19 protein-coding genes are annotated in these 20,709 nt (G+C 50.3%); 9 read left to right on the forward strand and 10 right to left on the reverse strand.

Annotation, left to right across the window (positions count from 1 at the left end; all coding sequences use genetic code 11):
- Positions 1-100: 100 nt before the first annotated feature.
- Entirely contained in the window at positions 101-1,381 is a 1,281-nt protein-coding gene (locus QMA13_RS32410) for a Gfo/Idh/MocA family protein (protein WP_282937754.1), read from the reverse strand.
- 114 nt (positions 1,382-1,495) lie between these two features.
- Positions 1,496-2,308, reverse strand: a complete 813-nt coding sequence (locus QMA13_RS32415) for a DUF3048 domain-containing protein (protein ID WP_282943666.1) — start codon at positions 2,306-2,308, stop codon at positions 1,496-1,498.
- Here QMA13_RS32415 and QMA13_RS32420 point away from each other — a divergent pair.
- On the forward strand, positions 2,307-2,702 hold the full coding sequence (locus tag QMA13_RS32420) for a hypothetical protein (protein WP_282943711.1): 396 nt from the start codon (positions 2,307-2,309) through the stop codon (positions 2,700-2,702). The two genes, QMA13_RS32415 and QMA13_RS32420, sit on opposite strands and share 2 nt — an antisense overlap.
- An 86-nt stretch (positions 2,703-2,788) precedes the next feature.
- Positions 2,789-3,280: a DoxX family protein gene (locus QMA13_RS32425; RefSeq protein ID WP_282937755.1), complete on the forward strand. Its 492-nt coding sequence runs from the start codon at positions 2,789-2,791 to the stop codon at positions 3,278-3,280.
- Positions 3,281-3,790: 510 nt separating this feature from the next.
- Here the strand turns inward: QMA13_RS32425 and QMA13_RS32430 are convergent.
- Together QMA13_RS32430 and QMA13_RS32435 are read right to left on the reverse strand one after the other, a co-directional pair.
- Positions 3,791-4,012, reverse strand: coding sequence for a DUF2905 domain-containing protein (locus QMA13_RS32430; RefSeq protein ID WP_282937756.1), 222 nt, complete (start codon positions 4,010-4,012; stop codon positions 3,791-3,793).
- Positions 4,013-4,184: 172 nt separating this feature from the next.
- A complete protein-coding gene (locus QMA13_RS32435; RefSeq protein ID WP_282943667.1) occupies positions 4,185-5,042 on the reverse strand; it encodes a sugar phosphate isomerase/epimerase family protein in 858 nt (285 codons plus the stop codon).
- Between the two features lie 389 nt (positions 5,043-5,431).
- On the opposite strand from QMA13_RS32435, the gene QMA13_RS32440 reads away from it, so the two are divergent.
- Entirely contained in the window at positions 5,432-5,602 is a 171-nt protein-coding gene (locus QMA13_RS32440; RefSeq protein WP_282937757.1) for an anti-repressor SinI family protein, read from the forward strand.
- A gap of 141 nt (positions 5,603-5,743) precedes the next feature.
- Complete coding sequence (locus QMA13_RS32445; protein ID WP_282937758.1) at positions 5,744-6,076, forward strand: helix-turn-helix domain-containing protein; 333 nt, start codon at positions 5,744-5,746, stop codon at positions 6,074-6,076.
- 34 nt (positions 6,077-6,110) lie between these two features.
- On the opposite strand, the gene QMA13_RS32450 is transcribed toward QMA13_RS32445, so the two are convergent.
- The 6 genes from QMA13_RS32450 to QMA13_RS32475 form a co-directional block, all read right to left on the reverse strand.
- Entirely contained in the window at positions 6,111-8,330 is a 2,220-nt protein-coding gene (locus tag QMA13_RS32450) for a hypothetical protein (RefSeq protein ID WP_282937759.1), read from the reverse strand.
- 259 nt (positions 8,331-8,589) lie between these two features.
- Complete coding sequence (locus QMA13_RS32455; protein ID WP_282937760.1) at positions 8,590-9,405, reverse strand: response regulator transcription factor; 816 nt, start codon at positions 9,403-9,405, stop codon at positions 8,590-8,592.
- A 59-nt stretch (positions 9,406-9,464) separates the two neighbouring features.
- On the reverse strand, positions 9,465-10,928 hold the full coding sequence (locus QMA13_RS32460) for a glycosyltransferase family 2 protein (RefSeq protein WP_282937761.1): 1,464 nt from the start codon (positions 10,926-10,928) through the stop codon (positions 9,465-9,467).
- Positions 10,925-12,133, reverse strand: a complete 1,209-nt coding sequence (locus tag QMA13_RS32465) for a HEAT repeat domain-containing protein (RefSeq protein ID WP_282937762.1) — start codon at positions 12,131-12,133, stop codon at positions 10,925-10,927. The genes QMA13_RS32460 and QMA13_RS32465 overlap by 4 nt, the downstream gene beginning before the upstream one ends.
- A gap of 38 nt (positions 12,134-12,171) precedes the next feature.
- Positions 12,172-14,001, reverse strand: coding sequence for a glutamine--fructose-6-phosphate transaminase (isomerizing) (gene glmS, locus QMA13_RS32470; protein ID WP_282937763.1), 1,830 nt, complete (start codon positions 13,999-14,001; stop codon positions 12,172-12,174).
- Positions 14,002-14,034: 33 nt separating this feature from the next.
- Positions 14,035-14,346: a helix-turn-helix domain-containing protein gene (locus tag QMA13_RS32475; RefSeq protein WP_282937764.1), complete on the reverse strand. Its 312-nt coding sequence runs from the start codon at positions 14,344-14,346 to the stop codon at positions 14,035-14,037.
- Positions 14,347-14,680: 334 nt separating this feature from the next.
- Here QMA13_RS32475 and QMA13_RS32480 point away from each other — a divergent pair, with 334 nt between their 5' ends.
- From QMA13_RS32480 to QMA13_RS32500, 5 genes are all read left to right on the forward strand, one after another.
- Positions 14,681-15,589, forward strand: coding sequence for a decaprenyl-phosphate phosphoribosyltransferase (locus tag QMA13_RS32480; protein WP_282937765.1), 909 nt, complete (start codon positions 14,681-14,683; stop codon positions 15,587-15,589).
- A gap of 20 nt (positions 15,590-15,609) precedes the next feature.
- The gene (locus QMA13_RS32485; protein ID WP_282937766.1) at positions 15,610-15,966 is read left to right on the forward strand and encodes an SMR family transporter; all 357 of its coding nucleotides are present in this window, start codon (positions 15,610-15,612) and stop codon (positions 15,964-15,966) included.
- A 42-nt stretch (positions 15,967-16,008) separates the two neighbouring features.
- Complete coding sequence (locus QMA13_RS32490; RefSeq protein ID WP_282937767.1) at positions 16,009-16,443, forward strand: divergent PAP2 family protein; 435 nt, start codon at positions 16,009-16,011, stop codon at positions 16,441-16,443.
- Between the two features lie 143 nt (positions 16,444-16,586).
- Positions 16,587-18,239, forward strand: a complete 1,653-nt coding sequence (locus QMA13_RS32495; RefSeq protein ID WP_282937768.1) for a hypothetical protein — start codon at positions 16,587-16,589, stop codon at positions 18,237-18,239.
- 152 nt (positions 18,240-18,391) lie between these two features.
- Entirely contained in the window at positions 18,392-20,668 is a 2,277-nt protein-coding gene (locus QMA13_RS32500) for a hypothetical protein (protein WP_282937769.1), read from the forward strand.
- Positions 20,669-20,709 lie beyond the last annotated feature (41 nt).

A 20,709-nucleotide genomic window follows, 5' to 3' on the forward strand; every position in this document is an offset into this window, starting at 1 on the left:
TTCATCCAATGTATTTATATGAAAAGGGGGGTCACTTATTATTATAGGCTTGCAACATTAATCTAAGATGAAAAAAAGATTTCATTTTCATTACAAACCATTAAAGTAAGATGACTTGGCCTTCGAGCCGTGACCGTTCGGCGGCAAACCCGATCCGATGACCGGAAATGGACTGATCCAGTGTCGTAGACATAACGGAAGTTTGATCTCCGCTCAGCATTTTTACAAAATCCTCGACCAGCCTCAAATCTCCGCCTCCGTGACCATCATCCTTAACGTCCAGCTTCACATGCTCTTCGGTATAGCTCTGTCCTGGTCTAGGGTCCGGATGGCGGACTACGAAATGCCCATCCTCCATAACACCCTCGATTTCGCCCTTCGTTCCAATAATATGGAGAATGCGGCAAGCTTTCGGAGTGGCGCCGATCATATTATGGGAGGCCGTGCTTCCGTTATCAAACTCGATAATGACCGATTGGCGATCTACGACGTCGTTATCGCAGTGCCACACGCAACGTCCGTACGGATTAACGGTGCGCAGCGATTCCAGCTTATCTTCAGTGCTCAGCCTGGCACCTAAATGATGATTATTCCACACATAAAAGCCCCAACGTCCCTGCTCGATATAGTTTTTCTTGGCCGAGTACGGACAGGACTCCTCAATGCTGCAATCGGTCAAGCAGCGAGTACCCGCACCTGCCGGAGCTTTATCGGAGCGGAAATGGGAAAGGCTTCCGAAGCTGCTGACCTTGACCGGGCGAGCGTCACCGTTCAGCCAAGTAATCAAATCAAGATCATGGCAGCATTTGGCCATTAGCATCGATGATTTACACTTTTCCTGCGAGCCCCATTTGCCGCGGATAAACGAAACCGCCATATGATGATAGCTTACATGCTCGGAGGTTTGGATATTAACAACTTCGCCTATCTCCCCTGCAGCAATCCGTTCGCGGATGGCTGTATAGAAAGGAGCATAGCGTAGCACATGACAAATCATCACCTTACGCCCATTAGCGTCTGCGATACGCTTGAGCTCCAGCACCTCTTCCTCGGTCACTCCAATCGGTTTTTCCAGAAGTACGTCATACCCGGCTTCTAGCAACGGAATTGTAGTTTGTACATGCAGCTCGTCCATCGTCCCGTTAATGGCGGCATCCGCAAGTTTGGGAAGCGCTATCAATTGAGCGACGGTATCAAAGCAGCGATCATCTTCAATCCCAAAACGATCAGCAGCAAGCTTTCTACGTTCTGCGTCCGGCTCAACCACCGCAGCTATGTGAAGCTGCTCAGGATGCTTCTCTGCGTAAGAAGCATAGATCATACATCGTTGTCCCGCACCTATTAAAACCGCAGAAAGCGGCGTTGACACACCTTTAGTCAACCGAATCCTCTCCTTTGTTCTAACGTTGGATAACATCTTTACGAGGAAATCATAACGCAGATTTATGATGGATTCAATCATTATTTTTGAACTATTCAATCATATTATTGGGTGTCAATTTCTCCAGTCTTCAGGGATCACCTGAACCCACGTTGGGCCTGGCAGCATGGCGAGCTCACTACCGCCCGAAAAGGCGCGGATCATTCCGTTCTTCTGTTCCCACGTCACTTCCTTCATTAGTCCTCCCTGAAGCAAATAGCCTTTGCCCGGCCCGGTCACATCCACATCTCGACGGCCTTCATTATCGAGAATTTGATGCTTGCTCTCACAAACGAGGATATTGGCTGCAGTCAGCTGCTTGCCGGTTTCCTTATCGTTGTGGGGTTTCCCTTCCATGAACCGCTTATACAAACCGATCTCGGAATCGTACTCGTACGAGACGTTATATCCTCGAATATAGTTAATCGTCGCTTTGGTCACCGGCTTTCCCGAGGATAGCTGCGGCTTTTCGAATGCAAAAGCGTACGAGGCCCCTTGAATATTCCATTCATTGCGGAATTGTTTGTTGGCTGCGCCCTGACGTATTTTTTCCATACTGGTGTACAAATTGTGCGGCATTTTGCGGTCATTGGACCGCCAATAATACGCGCTGTCCCCGTACACCTCATCCAGATGGTCGAGCTTATGCTCGGCGATAAGGTCCATCGCATCCTGGCTCCACCCGGCATGGACGATGACGCCGTCAAGCGCTTCACCCAGCTTGACGAAATACGGCCGGATGCTGCGCACCGGCCCGATGATCTTCGGCGCTTGGGCCTGGTACACGGCCACAAAGCGCGTGATCTCGCCCTCGGCCAAAATCTCGTAGACGAGATCAGCCTGATCGAGTCCGCTTTGCGGCCGGGCCTGCGGCGCATTCTCCACCATGACCACCACCGGTCGGTCATGGACAGGCTTTCCGCTGACGAGCCCCGTCAGCGGGAAGCGGTACCCCGCCGACTGCTGCGCCGCAGTCGGCGGGTTCGGCTCGCCGCTGCCGTGGGGCTGGGTCACGGCAGCGGCGGAGCCAGCATCGACGCCGGGTGGCGCGGCGTCGGGCTTGTTGGCGGCACAGCCTGCTGATGCTGTCAGCAGGCTGGCCGCAAGCGCAAGCAGCAGGCCGCTGCGGAGCCTGCTGCTTGCTGCGGCATTGCGTCGTGTGCGAATCATTATGTTTTTCACCTCTTGTCCGTTGTCTACTAATCTATATTCTATTAAGTGCAATAATAGAATTTTATTTTCACGTAGTTCCTCTTATTACCCATTCACAAAGGATCCATAATTTTCTTAAACTTTGTGATTATTTTCACATGAATTCCGATAAAGAGAGCGTATGATAAAGACAAATAATCGAAGGAGATGATCCTCATGTTCATGACATGGTTTAGGGAAAACAAAATAGCTTCCGCGCTTTGGCTCGTATTCAGACTTTATCTCGGTTGGTCGTGGCTTACTGCAGGGATTGAGAAATGGAGCGGTGACAAGCCATTTGATGCTCAGGGATTCCTCGCCGGAGCGGTGAAAAAAGCCGTCGGCGACCATCCTGTCGTTCAACCTTGGTGGGCAGCATTCTTGAATAAGGTAGCTCTCCCCAATGTCGAATTGTTTAACTTCCTTGTCATGTGGGGAGAAATCTTGGTTGGCATCGCCCTTCTACTCGGACTCTTTACTACTTTCGCCGCATTGATGGGTGCTGTCATGAACTTTGCCTTCCTGTTCTCGGGTTCGACCAGCACGAACGTGCAAATGATTCTGCTGACAGTATTCGTACTTGCCGCAGGCGCCAATGCCGGACGCTATGGCCTAGACCGCTATGTGCTGCCCTACCTTGCGCCGCAAAATGCACCACGGTGGACATAAGCCGAACGCAACAGGAACCGGACCGATGAAACCGCACCATGTTTAGCGGATCACGAAGTCAGCTTAGCTGTACGAACCAAGCGAAAGCAATGCCCTTGATGTCTCTGACTCTGACGCGGCTTCTAATTGACGGGAACGCCTCCCATTAACGCTGAATTTCCGTTAATCGGAGGCGTAACACGTTTCATCTATCGTTAACGCTGTTTTTCAGCATTAAAGTGAACTCCAGTCTCTTCCACCTGCCATTAACTCTGTATTTCAGCGTTATGGAACCACTTTTCAGCTCTCATTAGAGGAGCGTGGTGCGTTAACGCTGTTTTTCAGCATTAATGTGCACTCTAATCTTTTCAATCGGCCATTAATGCTGCTTCTCAGCATTAAACCCTCACCCTCCATCCTATTTCCTTTCCCCACCATAAGATGCGACAAGACCGGACTCCCAAATAGCCCGGCCTTAGTCTACTTAAAAACGCCCATCCCAACTCACAACCTAAAACAAGCGCCGCTGGCTCACTTCGTGAACCAACGAATCACATACATAACGAGCGATAATACGACGCTAATGACAATGCAGGTCACGACAGGAAAATAAAACTTGAAGTTTTCTTTCTCCACCACAATGTCGCCGGGCAGTCGGCCTATTTGCAAATACTTACTCCCGACCGCCCATAACAGTCCCGCAGCGACCATAACAATACCGCCGATAATAAGCATTTTGGCAACAGGATTCATCGGACTTGTTCAGACTCCTTTTTCCTTCCCTATATGGCTTCTATATTATCATCAATTACCGAATAGAGCCAAACCGCTGCGTCCCATCAGCTCTTTCACATTATTGATTCATCACACAAAACAAAAAACCGCTGCCGGTATAAACCGACAAGCGGGTTTTGCTGCAATCTTATTAGATGGAAGCAAGGATACCGCGAACTTCTTCGCCATACTGCTTCAGTAATTCCTTGGACTCGTATTTGCAGCTGAAATCCTCTACGCCCAAATAGCCGTCGTAGCCGATCGCTTTCAAATCGCTAAGCACTTTTCTCCAGTTCACGATACCCTCCAGGTTTGGTTCCCAGTAGGAAGTCCAGCCTTGCGAGCCGTCTTCGCGAACATCTGTTTTTTTCCAGCCTGTATTTTTAATATGAACATGAGCCAAGTAAGGTCCCAACAGCTCCATACCCATGCGGAAGTTTTCATATCCTTCATGAACCATGTTGCCTGGATCAAACAAAACGCCGATGTGATTCGGATCGAAGCGGCTCACCAAACGAAGCGCTGCGGACGCGCTGGCAATAATGGTGTTGTGATGCGTCTCTACGAGACATTTCACACCATATTTTTTAGCCAAAGGCTCAACAGCCTCCAAGTAACGAACTTCCAGATCGAACAGCTCATTATAATGGGTCGAACCGTCATAGTTAGGAACGCCGACACGGATCACTTTTGCACCTAATTTTTGAGCAACCTGCAATACACGCTCCGTAGCTTCAATATCTCCAGCCTTTAAATAAGGCGTAACGCTGATCGTTTGCAGACCATGCTCGCGAGCTACGCGTGCGAAACGCTCAATTTCTTCATCCGAAGCAGATGGATCGATGGAGCACAGGTTATTCCGCCAAAAGGACGGCTTCTCATTCTTCAATTCCTCAGGAACTTCTTTAAAACGCCATTCGATGCCTTCAATACCTGCTTCTTTGGCGGCAGCAGCTAATTCTTCGGGTGACAGGTCCGGTGTAACAACAGTAAATACGGAAAGTTTCATCATTGAACCTCCAGCTTATTTTTAGACTTTGGTTTTGCTAATAAAATTATAACAGGCCTGCGCATTTTTATCTATGTTAACGTGAACATTTTTAATATTCAGATTTTTTCATCTACTTAGTTACTTTAACATCGAGGGATACTCTCTCCTTCCTTGTTAAGGAGCATGCTGAAAGCATCGTTGAAATAGAATGGCTCTTTTGAGATTGGTTTGGTTTTTGCAACTATTTATGATTCGCACTGGGTATACCCTATCCTAGGTTCTCATGTCCATCATCGTGGTGTAATTATGTTAGAATATCCCAAACTTTGTTCTCAAACGACAGAAATCGAGACCTTTAGACGAACAGTATAATGTGCCAAATTTCCGAAACCAGGAGGGATTGGGCTATGTCATTGTCTTCGACTGTACATACTAAAAGTCAGGATATGAATTGGTTTCACCTGATGATCGCCGCCCGTGATTCGGGACTTTCTACAGAGGAAGTCCGGCAATTTTTCAATGAATGTAAAAAAACAAATATAAAGATGAAAAACGCCCATAACCAAGAAGAAGAATAAGCTGTTTTTTATAGAATCTGCGGATTCTTCTTTTTTTAATATATTTGAAAGCGATTACAATAAATAAAAGAGACGGCTTATTATTTGTTAAACTATAATAATACTATATAATTGACGAAAGAGCATAAAGGGGTCACGACCATGTTTGGCAAAAAAGTCAAGGAATTGCGTTTGGCGCAAGGGCTTTCTCTCTCTGAGCTGGCAGAGAAGGCAGGTGTGGCCAAATCGTATTTGAGTTCGATAGAGAGAGACCTGAGATCGAATCCATCGGTTCATTTTCTGGAAAAAATCAGTCAGGTGCTGGGGGTTTCAGTAGAAACCTTACTGCATAATGAAACCACCCCTCAAGGACAGCTCGATGAGGAGTGGTTGGAGCTGTTACGGGAAGCGAAAGCTTCCGGCGTCAGCAAGGAGCAGTTTGCGGAATTTGTGGAATTCAACAAATGGCGCAACTCGCGCAGCAAACCAGAATAGCCCGCTAGCATGGGCATTGCTGGAAGTCCTTTCTTCAGGAAGGGCTTTTTATCTGTTCGAACGCTTTTTTCATAAGATCATAGCTTTGCTTCAATGTTTCGTGATATTCGACCTTATCCCAGACAGGCCAGCTGTAGATGGGCAGCTTAGATACAGCAACGGTCTCGGCAGCTGCTTCCCCTGCTCCAGTCGGAACACTTTGTTCGCTTCGCTGCTGAATCCACGGAAGAATACGGATGCCTTGGGCGGTTGTCGCGGTCAGCTTTCCGTCCTTCTCTTCGTAGCTCATGACCTGTAAGGAGCTCGGATCGGTAAAGCCTAACAGCATCCAGGGGATGCGCATTTCGACTATATTTCCTTTGGCCTGCCACATGGCGAGAGAATTGAAATCCGGTGAGGTGCGGTTTGTTGTGCCTCTAACTAAGTGGCCGGCTGGCACATCCTCGAACGGATGGTATTTCGTCGAGTCAGGAGGAATCATCTCCAATCCGACAGCCAGTTTCCAAGGGTTAAACACACCGGAATCCTCCTTCATCTCCTCTGGCTTCACCTGAAGCATGCCGTACAGCTTCCCATATAATCGGGTGTGAAAATCATAATTGGACGCGATCTTCACTTCACTTTCGTTATCTTTGCCTAAAGTGATGAGCGTCTCCAGACCTTCGTCTAATTGACGTCCGCCAAGCTCCTTCGCATGCTTGTTGCCACCGGGAACCGTATCCACTCCCAGATTCAACAGCTCATGCTCGGGATCAAATGGCTTGTCGAGCTCCGCCAGAATATACACATAAGCTTCATCATGCGTCATAGTTATCGATTTATAGCCCGGGTAGGACCCTTGAAGCACTTGCTTGTCCTCGGCCTTGAGCTTGTTCCAATCGCTGCTGTCGCCGTCGATGTTAAGCACTCCCTCCTTGCCGGTCGCTTCCGCAACAAGTCCGAAATACTGCTCATTCGTAAGCACATTGTGCCAATATTTACGACGTGCCTGAGGGATTTCGAATTCCATCGTGTTCCATGTCCGCTTGAACCATTCATCCTGCCATGAAAATACAATGCCCCCGGCCATCCCCTCGGCATGAATATCCTGCAGCAGCGATGCGTTAATCCGTCCTTGCTCGACTTCGTCATGCCCGCCCTGATTGCGGTCCATGTTAGCCAGATGGCCGATACCTAAGGAGGATGGGACACCGAACTCCGTGATCATGACAGGAAGCCCCTTATGGTACGCCTTCAATTGGTGCAGGTAGCTTCGGTAGGTGTTGAAGGTTCCGTCCTCATTCTTGACATCTTGCAAAGTCGTATCTAACCGGAAGAAGTCCGGATAATACGGATAGACGTGAAACGATGCGAAGTAACCACCCTGCCAGCCGGTAGCATCGATATGGGTCGCATCTACACTGGACATGTCTTCCTGTATGAGAATTTCTCCAGGGTGCTTTAAAGGATCGGTTGTCACCCAGTTCGTGAATGTCAGCGGATGCTTCCAGCCATTTTGCTCTTCCTGCACAGCTAGATGGTCCAGCAGGCGCGCCAGCCAATTTTCGAATGGACTCGCCTCAGGCTTGGCGGATATAAAGGTGCCTTGGTATCCGATTTTGTCCTTATGCTTATCGTTGGTGTTCTTCACCATATTCGGTTCCCATTCTGTGCCCAGATGCCAGGCTAGCAGATAAGGACCCGCGTTGGAACGATATTCACCGCTGGCTTTGCCGAAGCGCTCCGGAATTTCGATCGTCCCATAGACAGCGCCGACAGCCAATGTAATTTCATTCTCAAATTGCTGGTAGATGTCGTCCAAATAAGCATCTTTTTTCTCGATTAATTCTTCCTCGGGCGTCCAGACACCCTGGATAAAATAAAGCGGATTGTCCGCATGCTTCTGATTGTATTCCACTAGGGCTTCATAAAAAACCGGGGATAGAATGGTGTATACCCTAATGGTATTGGAGCCAAGCTGCTGAATTTGCTGGAACCATTTCAAATAGGTTTCCTTGGCTATAGGCAGCTCCCCAGGGTCATGCCCCGGCAGCGCTGCGCCTACGTTGACTCCTTTTGCGAAAAAAGGAGTCCATTGCTGTTTATCGTACATTTCGATGTGGTCATCCTGGGTGCGAAACTTGATGTGCGATCCGTCGGAGCTCTTCATGCTCTCGACCTTCTTGGCAGGCCAATAGTGCCAGATGAGGGTGCCGACGAGAACAACCGCAATCAGGCGCAGCAGCCAGGTGACGGGGAAGCGTGTACCCTTCATGGCTTTAAACTCCTTATCTACTCGAGTCTGTCGAAAAACCTGAAAATCTGAAAATTGCTTAGGTCCCCCTGTGGGTTACCCCCTTCCGGCCGCTGTTGTTCTCGGAAAATTTTGATTACATTCGCTTTATAGCGGGGGATTTTCCGAGAACAAAGGCGAACGCTATCGCTCCTACAGGGGATACCCCACCTATCACCTTTCGCATATTTCCGTAGGATAGGGTTTTTCAACAAGCTGATCTAACTCCTATTCTCTTCAATTAAGCCAGCAATCTTCGCAGGCGAGCCTCCAGCTCCACAGGCGAGAACGGCTTGCGGATAATGTCTGCGACGCCGAGCTCGAAGCATTTGTATACGTCCTGCTCAACGCCCAGATCGGTCATCACAACGACTTGGCAGTCTGGAGCTTGCTCCGATTGCGATACGCGGTGAATGAGCTGGTATCCGTCGAGTGCGGGCAGCATCAGCTCTGTAAGAACCAGATTAGGCTTAACGGCTTCGATGAGCCGCAGCCCTTCCAAGCCATCCTGCGCGGGATGAACATCGTACCCTTGGTGGCCGAGACGCATATGGAGGAAATCCTGCAGATCCCCATTCGGCTCAACCATGACGATGCTTGGGGCTGCAGCTCCGACCGGCTGTCCTGAATAGATGGCGATTTCATGATTCATACGGCCTGCTTCTTCTGTCAGGGCTTTGAAATCACCAAGTGCCTCCTTCGTGAGCTGAGAGCTCTCAGGGAAGCTTGCTACCGCAAGACTACCGGACAGAAACCCGGCATCTTGAAGGAACGCTTTTACTGTTATGGCCAAATAATGGGTGAAGGACAGTGATTGTCCTGGAAGCAATAGGGTGAGCAGCTCTTCATCCGCTTCATATGTGGACAGCACCATCAAGTTCAAATCCTCCATCTTCAAACGCGTTTCCAAATCCTGCAGCTCTATAGCTCGCAAGAGACGGGAATGAGCAATAATCACCCCGCAGCTGTTCCACCCTGCAGAGGATTGCAGCACTTGATTGATTTGATGATAAAGACGGTCTGACCCTACGGATTGAGATAACAAAGAGGTTTTCATATAGGTTCACTCCATTTCGTTTTGAGAGTTGATTGAGATGTTAATAAGTAAGCAAGCAATCAGATGGCTTGTGCCTTCGAAGCTTTGGATTCTGGAACGGAAACACCTGCTTTTGCCGTGTCCCCTGTCGCCCAGCTGCGCCGAACCATGTTCCCCCAGCCTTTGTTTCTCCGGATATAATCCCAATGGCCGTGCAATTTCCACCAAGCGTTCAATGGGTCAAAATAAATAGAAATGATGACGGACAATCCCAGAATGCGGAGCAAACTCGGGCCGCTGACCTTCCGTCCCATAGCCATTTCTTCGATGATGAGAGAGCCGAGAGTAAATACGAGCCCAATTAGCAGGTTCGCAAGCAGAAAAACGAGCAGTACCGGCAGCTGTGTCATATCCATCAGTACATAGCCGACTAGCGCAGCCAATCCGGATAAACGAATGTAGGGACTAATCGTCTCGTACAAAATGGTATAAGGCAGCGACAGCCAGCCAATAACCTTGTATTTCGGGATAAAAAGCATCGAACGGAATCGGATCACGTTCCATAAAGTTCCCCGGATCCAGCGGCGGCGCTGCGAACCCAGAATACTCAGCGTATCCGGCGCCTGCGTCCAGCAAACGGCATCGGGGCAAAAGATGATTTTATAAGGCAAATTCTGTGCGAGTTTATGCCGGTGCAGCTTCATGACGATATTCATGTCCTCGCCAGGACATTCGTCTTCATAGCCGCCGACTTCAATCAGGCAGTCCTTACGGAACAGTCCGAAGGCTCCGGATACGATCAAGAGCCCGTTCACAGAGCTCCAGCCGATTCGCCCACCAAGGAAAGCCTTCATGTATTCCACGTATTGCAGGGCGGGAAGCCATTTGCTCGGCAAGCGAACGGAGGTGACGCGACCGTCCTCTACCGTGCTGCCATTGGCGATGCGCACATTGCCGCCGATTGCAATATGCTCCTCCGGATTTTCCATGTAAACCTTGACCAAGCGGATGAGCGCATCTTTTTCCAATAAGCTGTCGGCATCAATGGTCGCCACAAGAGGGTATTGGGCAACGTTGATGCCAGCGTTCAATGCGTCCGCTTTGCCTCCATTCGCTTTATCAATGACGATCAATTTCGGATACAGTGGGTTATGATACATGCCCAGAATCGGCTTGGAATCAACGTGAGTTTGATAATGAGTCAAGCGGTTCGACTTCAAGTCGAACTCCTCTATCAATACCTGCAAGGTGCGGTCACGGGAACCGTCATTAATCACAATGATCTCGTAGACCGGAAACTCAAGCAGCATCAATGAGCGTACGCTCTCAATAATCGTGAGCTCCTCATTATGGGAAGGCACCAGAATTGATACGGGAGGCACGTGCTCGGAGCCTGCGAGCTCCCTGTATCGGGAGTACATGGTGCTTTTGACCAGCGATAGCATTTTCCGATGGGATACAGCCAGGATGAACATGTACAGCAGGCTGGACCCGATAATTAAGTAAGTGGCTGCAATACCATAATCCAATAAAAATGATCTCATCCGGTTCCTCTTTCTACGAACCGATGGGAATCTGCCGTGACGGGAAGGCTCGTGTAGTTTTGTTGAAAAATCGTTCGATACAAGCGGGACAGCTCGTTTTGCAGTGGAATTTGCCGCACCTCTTGCGCTGCAGCTGCGGCCGACCGGTCCATCGCCTCATGAATGGCATTCCACACCGTGTCCTGAGCAGGTCCCGCTTTCATATCGCGGGCGGTTTCGCACAGAACTTCGAAGCCTTCGAGGCCGAGGTAGACCAAGCTTCTGGCACTGCTATAGCGTACCTGCCACTGCGGATCGGTAAGTGATGCCTTCAGTGGTTCGATATAGAACAGCAGCTGGTGCTCCCCGACCGCTTGCGCGGCGGCGGCCCTGATCTCCTCATCAGGATGGCAGAGCAGCTCGCCAACGCGGCCTGAAGGCAGAAGCTGCGGATATTTTAGCAGCAGCTTAGCGGCGCTAATCCTCACATCCACGGCATCCGACAGCAGTAAGCGGTCCAGTGCCGCTATGCTGTACGGATGGTTCCCTGCAGACAAGCCGATCAAAGCCAGCTTTAACATCGCTTCGTCCGTTTCAGTCTCCAATATCCGGGCGTATAGGGGCGCCGGATCCAGCGAAGAGGCGGAAAGGATATCCGCAGTCAGGTGTAAGGCATGGGGATGCCGCTTCAGGAGCAGCGACATGAGCCGATGCAGCTCGTCCGGCTTCTGAGCACATTTGGCGGCCGCACGTCCGATCACGAACGCGGTCGACTCCGCTGTCTCGCGCTCCAGCAGCTCCAGCAGCGCTTCGATGCATTCACCGGAGCGCATCACTCCCAAGTGGTAAGCAGCCTCTACACGAACTACGTGCCAAGGACTGTTCAAGCGCCGACGCTCCATTTCGATCAGCCCCATATCACGACACAAGGTTGTAAGCTTGTCCCGGTGCCGACCGTGGATCGTCTCGATCCATTCCAGCAGCTTGGACTGCACTGCTCGAAGCTCCACCTGGGTCAAGGAACCTGGCGGAGGCAGCAGAACCTCGGTATCGTCCATCTGGACACTCAAATAGGCGAAATAGTCCTGATGTTTGGCAAGACTTTGGTTCAGTTGTCTAGTGTTTCTTAAATTGCGGAATCGCAGCAGCCCCAAGACTCCGAAACCACAGGCTATTGCGGCTCCCAGTACGTACAATACGGAAGCCGTTTCTTGTAATGGCTCCATCTCCATACGTTTCTCTCCTCCAGCAGCATGCTGTATTTTTATTCTACTGTAACGCTTTTGGCTAAATTTCGTGGCTTATCCACATCGTTGCCTCTAAGCGATGCAGTATAGTAAGCCAATAGCTGCAGCGGAACCACGCTAACGGCAGGAGTCAGCAGGCTGTGGGTATACGGCACATAAATGACGTGATCCGCTGTCTTGGCAAGCTCCATATTGCCTTCTAACGCAATAGCAATAACGTAAGCTCCCCGCGCTTTGACTTCTTTGATATTGCTGATGGTTTTCTCCATCAGCCGGTCATCGGTGGCCAAGGCAATGACGGGGGTTCCATCTTCGATCAGGGCGAGCGATCCGTGCTTCAGCTCACCTGCGGCATAAGCTTCCGAATGAATATACGAAATTTCTTTCAGCTTGAGAGAGGCTTCCATCGCGACGCAGTAATCCAGTCCCCGACCGATAAAGAACAGATGCTCATGGCGGGTAATCTGGTGAGCAAGCTGTTCAATAGGCTCTAGGTGCAGGAAAATATTTTCCACCTGCATAGGCAGCCGTTCCAGCATAGCCAGCATCTCGATCTGTGTTACCTTATCGATCGAGCTTCGCGCTTCCGCCATGTACAGTCCGAGCAAATAAAAGCCGATCAGCTGTGTCGTATAGGCTTTGGTTGAGGCGACAGCAATTTCCGGACCTGCCAGCGTGAACAGGACATCGTCGGCTTCACGCGCGACAGAGCTGCCGACCACATTCGTAATAGCTAGAATGCGAGCCCCATTCGCCTTCGCTTCGCGCATGGCAGCGAGCGTATCGGCGGTTTCACCGGACTGGCTGACAGCAATGACCAGTGTAGATTCCGGAATGACGGGCATCCGGTACCGATACTCCGACGCCAAATCGATCTCCACGGGAAGGCGGGTCAGCCGCTCGATGACTGTTTTGCCGACCAGCCCCGCATGATAAGCGGTTCCGCAAGCTACGATATGGATTTGCTTAATAGAGCGGACCTGATCCTCCGTTAGCTGTACCCCCGGCAATACGATCTTCTGAAGGTCCTCGTCAATTCTTCCGCGCATTGTATCCCGGTATGCCCTCGGCTGTTCGTGAATCTCCTTCAGCATGAACGTATCGAAGCCGTTCTTCTCAGCCATCAACAAGTCCCAGTCAATGTGAAACAGCTGTGTTGCGATAAAATTGCCTTCCAAGGTCATCAGATCGACCCCTTCGCGGGTTAATACGGCCATTTCACCATCCTTCAAGATGTAGACATCCCGCGTGTATTCCAATATGGCCGGAATATCTGATCCAATGAAATTCTCGCCATGACCGACGCCTATAATTAGCGGACTTGCGTTCCGCACCGCGACCAGCTTGTCCGGCTCATAGGCCGATAACACGGCAATGGCGTAGGCGCCCCTAATTCGTGAAGTCGCTTGGCGAACAGCCTGTATCAGGCTGCCTTCATAATAATGGGCAATCAGATGGGATAATACTTCCGTATCCGTTTCGGATACAAAGGTATAGCCGAGCATCTCAAGCTCTTCCTTCAGCTGCATATGATTTTCAATAATGCCGTTATGTACGACAGAGATGGTCCGATCCTTGTCTGTATGAGGATGGGAATTTTCATCTGAGGGCTTGCCGTGGGTCGCCCATCGTGTATGGCCTATACCTGCAGAGCCCTCCAGAGGCTCGAATTGCAGCCTATGCTCCAGCTCGGTAATTCTTCCCTTCGCTTTGTTCAGCTTCAGACCTGTATCGGTATAAATAGCCACTCCGGCCGAGTCATACCCACGATACTCCAGTTTTTTCAATCCTTCCAAAAGAATCGGCTGTGAATCTCTACTGCCGATATAACCTACAATACCGCACATTATTTACTCCTCCTCATGGTTGTTTTAATGAAATTATCGTTTTTGCAGTTCAATGAACCGCTTGAGCTCCTCCCGGCTGATGCCGGCATTCACCGCCTCTTCGAACAGCTCATACCAGGCTTGCCTTAATAAAGGGGCTTGTTCCTTCGCTTCCGGTTGGACCAGCTGTTCCAAAGAAATGTCCAGTGCGTCCGCAATTTTATCCAGCAATTGAATGGACGGATTCGACTGAATGTTCCGCTCAAGGGTGCTCAGGTACGATTTGGCCACACCTGAGGCTTGTGACAGCTCGGATAAGGAAAGTCCCCTCTCCAAGCGCAGCTTCCTCACTCGCTTTCCCAACATGCGCCATCGTTCCTATCCTTTGGTGTAACAGATGCTCTAATCGAGCATTTGCCGAAAATCGTTCTATTTGGAGAACGGGTCATTCGTTCCATATACAGAACGATACTTTGGAGTATATCGCAGTTTTAAGGAAAATAAAAATCGAAAAACGCGAAATATTTCGATTTAGAGAACGAAATCATTGAGATTCCTCTAGAATTCTCCAAAAAACGGCATAGTTTCGTTCTTTTTATCGAATGGTGAATTCGATATAATGAATGGCGGAACAGAAGGAAACCCAGATACCCATCTGCCCTGCACGTATCAAAAATTAAAACGAAAAGGAGAATGGGGTATGGACCAAACGAAAGCTCAAGTCAAGCGAGGTGAAAGCCGTGCGCTCCCGATGCAATATTTGCAATTGATGCGCCCGCGACAATGGACCAAGAACTTGCTGGTATTCGCCGCACTTATTTTTTCCATCCAACAAGCAGACTTGAATTTGCTAATTCGAGCTATGACCGGCTTTGTCTTGTTCTGTCTCGTTTCCAGCTGTGTGTACATTTTGAACGATTACGTAGATCGGGAAAGAGACCGGATGCATCCGGAGAAAAAGCTTCGGCCGCTGGCCTCCGGGGCCATTCAGCCTCAGATGGCATTGGTGTTCGGATTTGTTTTGCTGTTGTGCTGCATTCTGGTGGCGTTTCGCTTCCAGCCTTTGTTCGGGGTTGTCCTGTCCGCGTATTTTTTCTTAAATGTGCTCTATTCCTTGAAGCTAAAGCATGTCGTCATTCTCGATTTGCTGATCATTGCATCCGGCTTTGTTCTGCGGGCAGTTGGCGGAGGTCTGGTGATCGGCGTGTCTCTCACGCCTTGGTTTCTGATCTGCACCATGCTGCTTGCCTTGTTCCTGGCTATTGGGAAAAGACGTCATGAGCTGTCGCTGCTCGAAGGCGGCAAAGGAGCGCACCGCAAAGTGCTGGAATCGTATTCGATGGAAATGCTGAACCAAATGTCGGCTATCGCCACGACAGCAACCATCATGAGCTATGCGCTGTTTACTTTTACGTCGGGACGCACGATCCACCTAATGTGGACACTTATTTTCGTGCTATACGGGATGTTTCGTTATTTATACCTGATTCATATGGAAGACAAGGGCGGGCGCCCGGAAAAGCTGCTGCTCGAGGACAAGCATATTTTGCTAACGGTCGTGTTGTATGGCTTCTCCGTCGGCTTCATCCTGCTATTTTTCAACAAATAAAAAGGGGGTGAACCAAGCGTGTGATCAAATACATATGGTTAATCGCCTCCGTCCTCTTGGGTGCCACAGGGCAGGTTTTAATGAAATGGGGCGTTAGCGCTGTTCTGCCTGCGGGATCTGCATTATGGACGTGGACGGGCTTTAAAGCCTACTGGCCTGTAATTGCCGGTATAGGGAGCTACGGGGTTAGCTCGATCTTCTGGCTGCTTGCTTTGAAGCGATTCCCGCTCAGTACCGCTTATCCGATGGTCAGTTTGAGCTATATCCTGGTCATGGTGCTCAGCTTCTTTTTATTTCAAGAGACGCTTTCTGTTCAAAAATGGTGCGGCGCCGTCTTGATCTCCGCAGGGGTATTGGTTATTGCTCGGGCGGGATAAGCGTGAGGAAGTTTACGCAGAGAGAAACGAGGTGATCAGTTCATGGAAATCAGCGCCCACCTCTTATACCCTGTGCTGCCATTTATAGCATGGGTCGTATCCGGAACATTGAAATATGCGGTCAATCGTATCCGGCATGGGCATGAAGCGCGCCGGCTTATCGGGAACGGAGGGTTTCCGAGCACCCATACGTCCGTCGTCTCCTCTGTCACGATGCTGATCGGTTTCGATCAGGGCTTTGGAACACCGATGTTTGGGCTTGGCGTAGCATTAACCTACATTGTGATGATCGATGCGGTAGGGATTCGGCGCGCTGTTGGGGACAATGCCAAATGGATCAATAGACTTACCCGTGAAAATGCCGCAATGGTTGAAGCAGGGCTGCGGGAAAGACAAGGACATACCCGCCTGGAGCTGCTCGGCGGACTTGCCGTAGGCACTCTACTTGGTTGGGCAGCTTCACTATGCCTCTCCTAGGTATAAGAACCCAATTCCCCCGTTTATGACTGGCTATTCTCGGAATCAAGTTAGAGTATGGCATGGGTTCTGTCAATGACGAACCATTGGATAGATGAATCAGTTTACTTGAATTAGCGATGAAAAGATTGAGGAGTGACACAATGAAGAACCGACTTGCTTCCTTTAGTTTGATGACCGGGATGGCATTATTGATGCTTGTTATAGCCGGCTTCGTCATTCCGTCACTTTTGTTCTTGGCCAAGGTACCGCTGTTGCCGATGCATTTTTGGTTAGCTGCAGCTGCTGCAGTCGGAACGGTATGGCTCCTATTCCAAGCTTCAGGAAATGAGTTGCCAGGCTGGCTGCTCTGGGCATCCATCGGCTGCGCAGCGCTGCTTTTTGCGAGCTGCCTTCTGATCAGCAACTATTTTTACGATTTGTCCTACGATGGACAAGCGTATCACCAAGAAGCGATTATTTTACTCTCAAACGGATGGAATCCGGTCTATGACGAGCCTGTATCCATGCCGACAGGAAACAGTATTTGGGTCAACCATTATGCCAAGGGTGCGGAGCTTGCGTCCGCAACGATTTATAAAGCGACAGGCTTACTGGAGAGCGGCAAAGCCATCAATTTGTTAACGATCGCTGCCTCAGCGCTGCTTAGCTTGTCGGCACTGCTCCATTTGCGGCCGAACCAGCGTGTTCAGGCTTGGGTCGTCGCGGTGCTGCTTGCACTGAATCCAGTCAGCATCTATCAGGCGTTCAGCTACTATGTCGACGGCTTACTGGCGTCACTACTGTTGTGCTTGGTTGCGCTCGGCGTACTAATCTATGCGCAGGCGAACCGGGTTTTACTAATCAGCTATACGTTGACCATGATCCTGATCATGAATATTAAATTCACGGCGATTGCGTATGCAGGCCTGCTGACCGTTGGGCTCCTCATCGTCTTGTATATGAGCGAGCAGTTCGGATTGCTGAAGCGGGTGTTCCGCATCGGTGCCATCGGTGGACTCGTAGGCGTCCTGTTGGTCGGCTACAACCCGTATGTGACGAATACGGTGCGGGACGGGCATCCATTCTATCCGCTAGCCGGTGAAGAGGCGATCGATGTCGTCAAAAATTTCATTCCGCGCAACCTCGAAATGATGAACCGCTTCGAGCAAGCAGCTTCATCCTATTTCGCGACAACCGTCGGTAACAGCACGGAAAAACGACCCACCCAGTTCAAATGGCCGTTCACCTTCACGGATCGCGAGCTTCAGGTTTACGGAGAGCCTGATGTAGCCGTGTCTGGCTTCGGCCCGCTGTTCAGCGGGACGCTGATCTTTTCGCTATTGGTGCTGCTGCTCGCTCTTCGTAAGCGCACTGGCTTAACGTTAGCGGCCCTTGGGGTGATCCTGCTGCTGGCGGCCTCGTCTTTTGTTAATCCAGCGGCATGGTGGGCCCGCTATGTGCCGCAGCTATGGTTCGTACCGCTGATCTGCGTCTGGCTGGCGTTGAGTCTGCAAGGCGGCTATCGAGTAATAAAAGTCGCCGGATGGACCTTGGCGGTATTGATTGCAGCCAATGCGCTGCTCGTCACCGGCATGTACACAAAGGAACAGCTCGCCTGGAATCAAGAGCTGAAGGGCCAACTGGCTGAACTGCGCGATGCGACTCAACCGATTCAGGCTGAATTTACATACAGCTGGTCCAATCAGGAGCGGCTGAAGGAGCTCGGAATCGAAGTGAAGGAAGAACGGGAGCTCAGCTGCTCCACCGACAAAGTAACGCTCGTAAAGTCGGGCACCTCCTTATGCTTTAAATAGAAAAAACCTCCATCGAAGCCTTTCAAAGATGAGCGCCCCCGCTCTGTGGTTGGTTTTATCGCCAATAGGAAAGTCTTCGGTAATCCCTAGCGAACGGATTCTTTCCTATATGGTAAAAACAAGGGGATAGAGCTTTTACAAAGGAGGATATCATGCAAGTGAATTCGGTTAACAAACGCACCCTTCTGGGCCTGACGGCAGTCGTAGCGCTGCTTGCTGCTGCGACGCTTGCACTGTCGTTAACGCATGGGACACGCAGCTGGTTCGCAGGACCGGGTAAGACAGCTCCGCAATCGGTGATGCCGGTATTCGAAGAACAAGGCATTAAACAGACCGCTTCGGTGAAGGATGGCCATTTGGAGGTATACAATGGTACCGACTGGACACCGCAATTTTGGACCGGTGTCAACTTGGGTGCGACCACTCCCGGGCATGCCCCCGGAGAGCTCAGCCCGACCAAGGAAGATTATTTGCGCTGGTTCGGGCAAATCAAAGAGATGCACGCCGACGTCATCCGCGTATATACCATCTTACCGCCCCATTTCTACGAGGCGTTAGCGGAATTCAATGGCGGACGCAAAGACCCGCTCTATGTGCTTCACGGCATCTGGGCACCGGAGGATCAATTGACCGGGAGCGGCGGAGAAGGGAGGGATGCCTATCAGGAAGATACCATAGCTGTATTTAAGAAAGAAATTCAAGACGCCGTCCATGCCGTTCACGGCAATTTCAACCGGAAGGCAACGCCCGGACATGCATCTGGCAAATACGACGCGGACATTTCTCCTTATGTATTAGGTTGGGTTGTAGGCACGGAGTGGGATCCTTATACGGTAAAGGCAACCAATGACGCGCATCCCGGTTTGAAACCATTTCAAGGAACGTATTTTCAGGCCAACCCAGAGGCTAATCCATTCGAGAGCTGGCTTACGCAAATGCTTGACACGGTAGCGCAGGAGGAAATGAAATACGGCTGGCAGCATCCCGTTTCATTTACCAACTGGGTGACAACTGACCCGCTCACACACCCTAATGAACCGGCAGAGAACGAAGATATGGTATCTGTTGATCCGATGCATATTAGTCCACGGGAAACGTGGAAAGCAGGCTATTTTGCTTCCTATCATATTTATCCGTATTACCCCGATCTCCTGAGCTACGAGGACAAGTACCAGACCTACAAGGACAGTACGGGAGAAATCAATCCTTATGCCGGCTATTTGCATGATTTAAGAGAGTATCATAAAGGCATTCCGCTGATCGTGGCGGAATACGGAGTGCCGAGCTCACGGGGGCTCGCCCATTATGGTCCGCTGAATCGCAACCAAGGCCTGCATACCGAGCAGGAACAAGGCGAGATCGATGCCGCTCTGTATAAAAGCATATACAATGAAAATTACGACGGTGCTGTATTGTTCTCGTGGCAGGACGAATGGTTCAAAATCACGTGGAATACGCTGGAGCTGGATACGCCTATCGCAAGGCGGCCGTATTGGCGAAATATGCTGACCAATGAAGAGCATTTTGGTGTGCTGGCTGTTGAGCCGGGAAAATCGCCAGAGGATACAATTGTGCTGGACGGCAAGACGGAAGATTGGGATCGTCGCAAGCCTGTGGAAACCAAACAATATCCGGGTTACAATCTATCAGTTTCTCACGATGAAGCGTACTTGTATCTGATGTTGAAAAATACCCAAGGCGATTGGAAGCTCGGGGACAATACCTTATTCCTTGGCTTCGACACATTGACTGGAGGAAGTACTACAGCGGATCAAGCGCCGGGTGTTGGCTTCAGCAGCGGTCAAGAATTTGTCATGAAGCTGCAGGGAGCCAAAAATTCAACCCTCTATGTAGGCAGTGCCTACGATTACCATACCTGGCTGTACGGATCTCAAAAAAAGCTCATGCCGTGGCAGGAGAGTTGGGCTCATGCGGAGAACGGGATCTTTTTACCGTGGAAGCTGCCTGTCAACAAAGGCTTTGTACTGCCGCAAACGAAGGAAACGATCCCCTTCGAGGATGTGGAAATCGGACAGCTTCATCAGGGTACGACCGATCCGGCGAGCCCGGATTTCAACAATCTGGCGGACTGGTTTGTATCCGGCTCAGTCATCGAGGTGCGTGTGCCTTGGATGATGCTGGGATTCACCGATCCAAGCCAGCATAAGGCGTGGAAGTATCCTTATGAAGCCGGAGCGCTGAAATTCGATGAGGTAAAATCGGTCCGCGTTGAGCCGCATTGGGTTCATGGAGCCGAGGGAAAAGAGAAACAGGAACCCTTGGCCTACAAATGGAACAACTGGGATAAAGTCGATTACCATGAGCGGCTCAAGAAAAGCTACTCGATTTTGCAGAGTCTATTCGCGGAGCAAGGCAAGCAGCCACCTAAAGACATGACGCCTCCCTCCCCTGCAGCCTCGGCCAACTGATAGGTAGATGCAGTTTATTTTTTTGAATGAAGTTCAAATGA

It is taken from the genome of Paenibacillus sp. RC67 (genome assembly GCF_030020805.1).
Taxonomy (GTDB): Bacteria; Bacillota; Bacilli; order Paenibacillales; family NBRC-103111; genus Paenibacillus_S.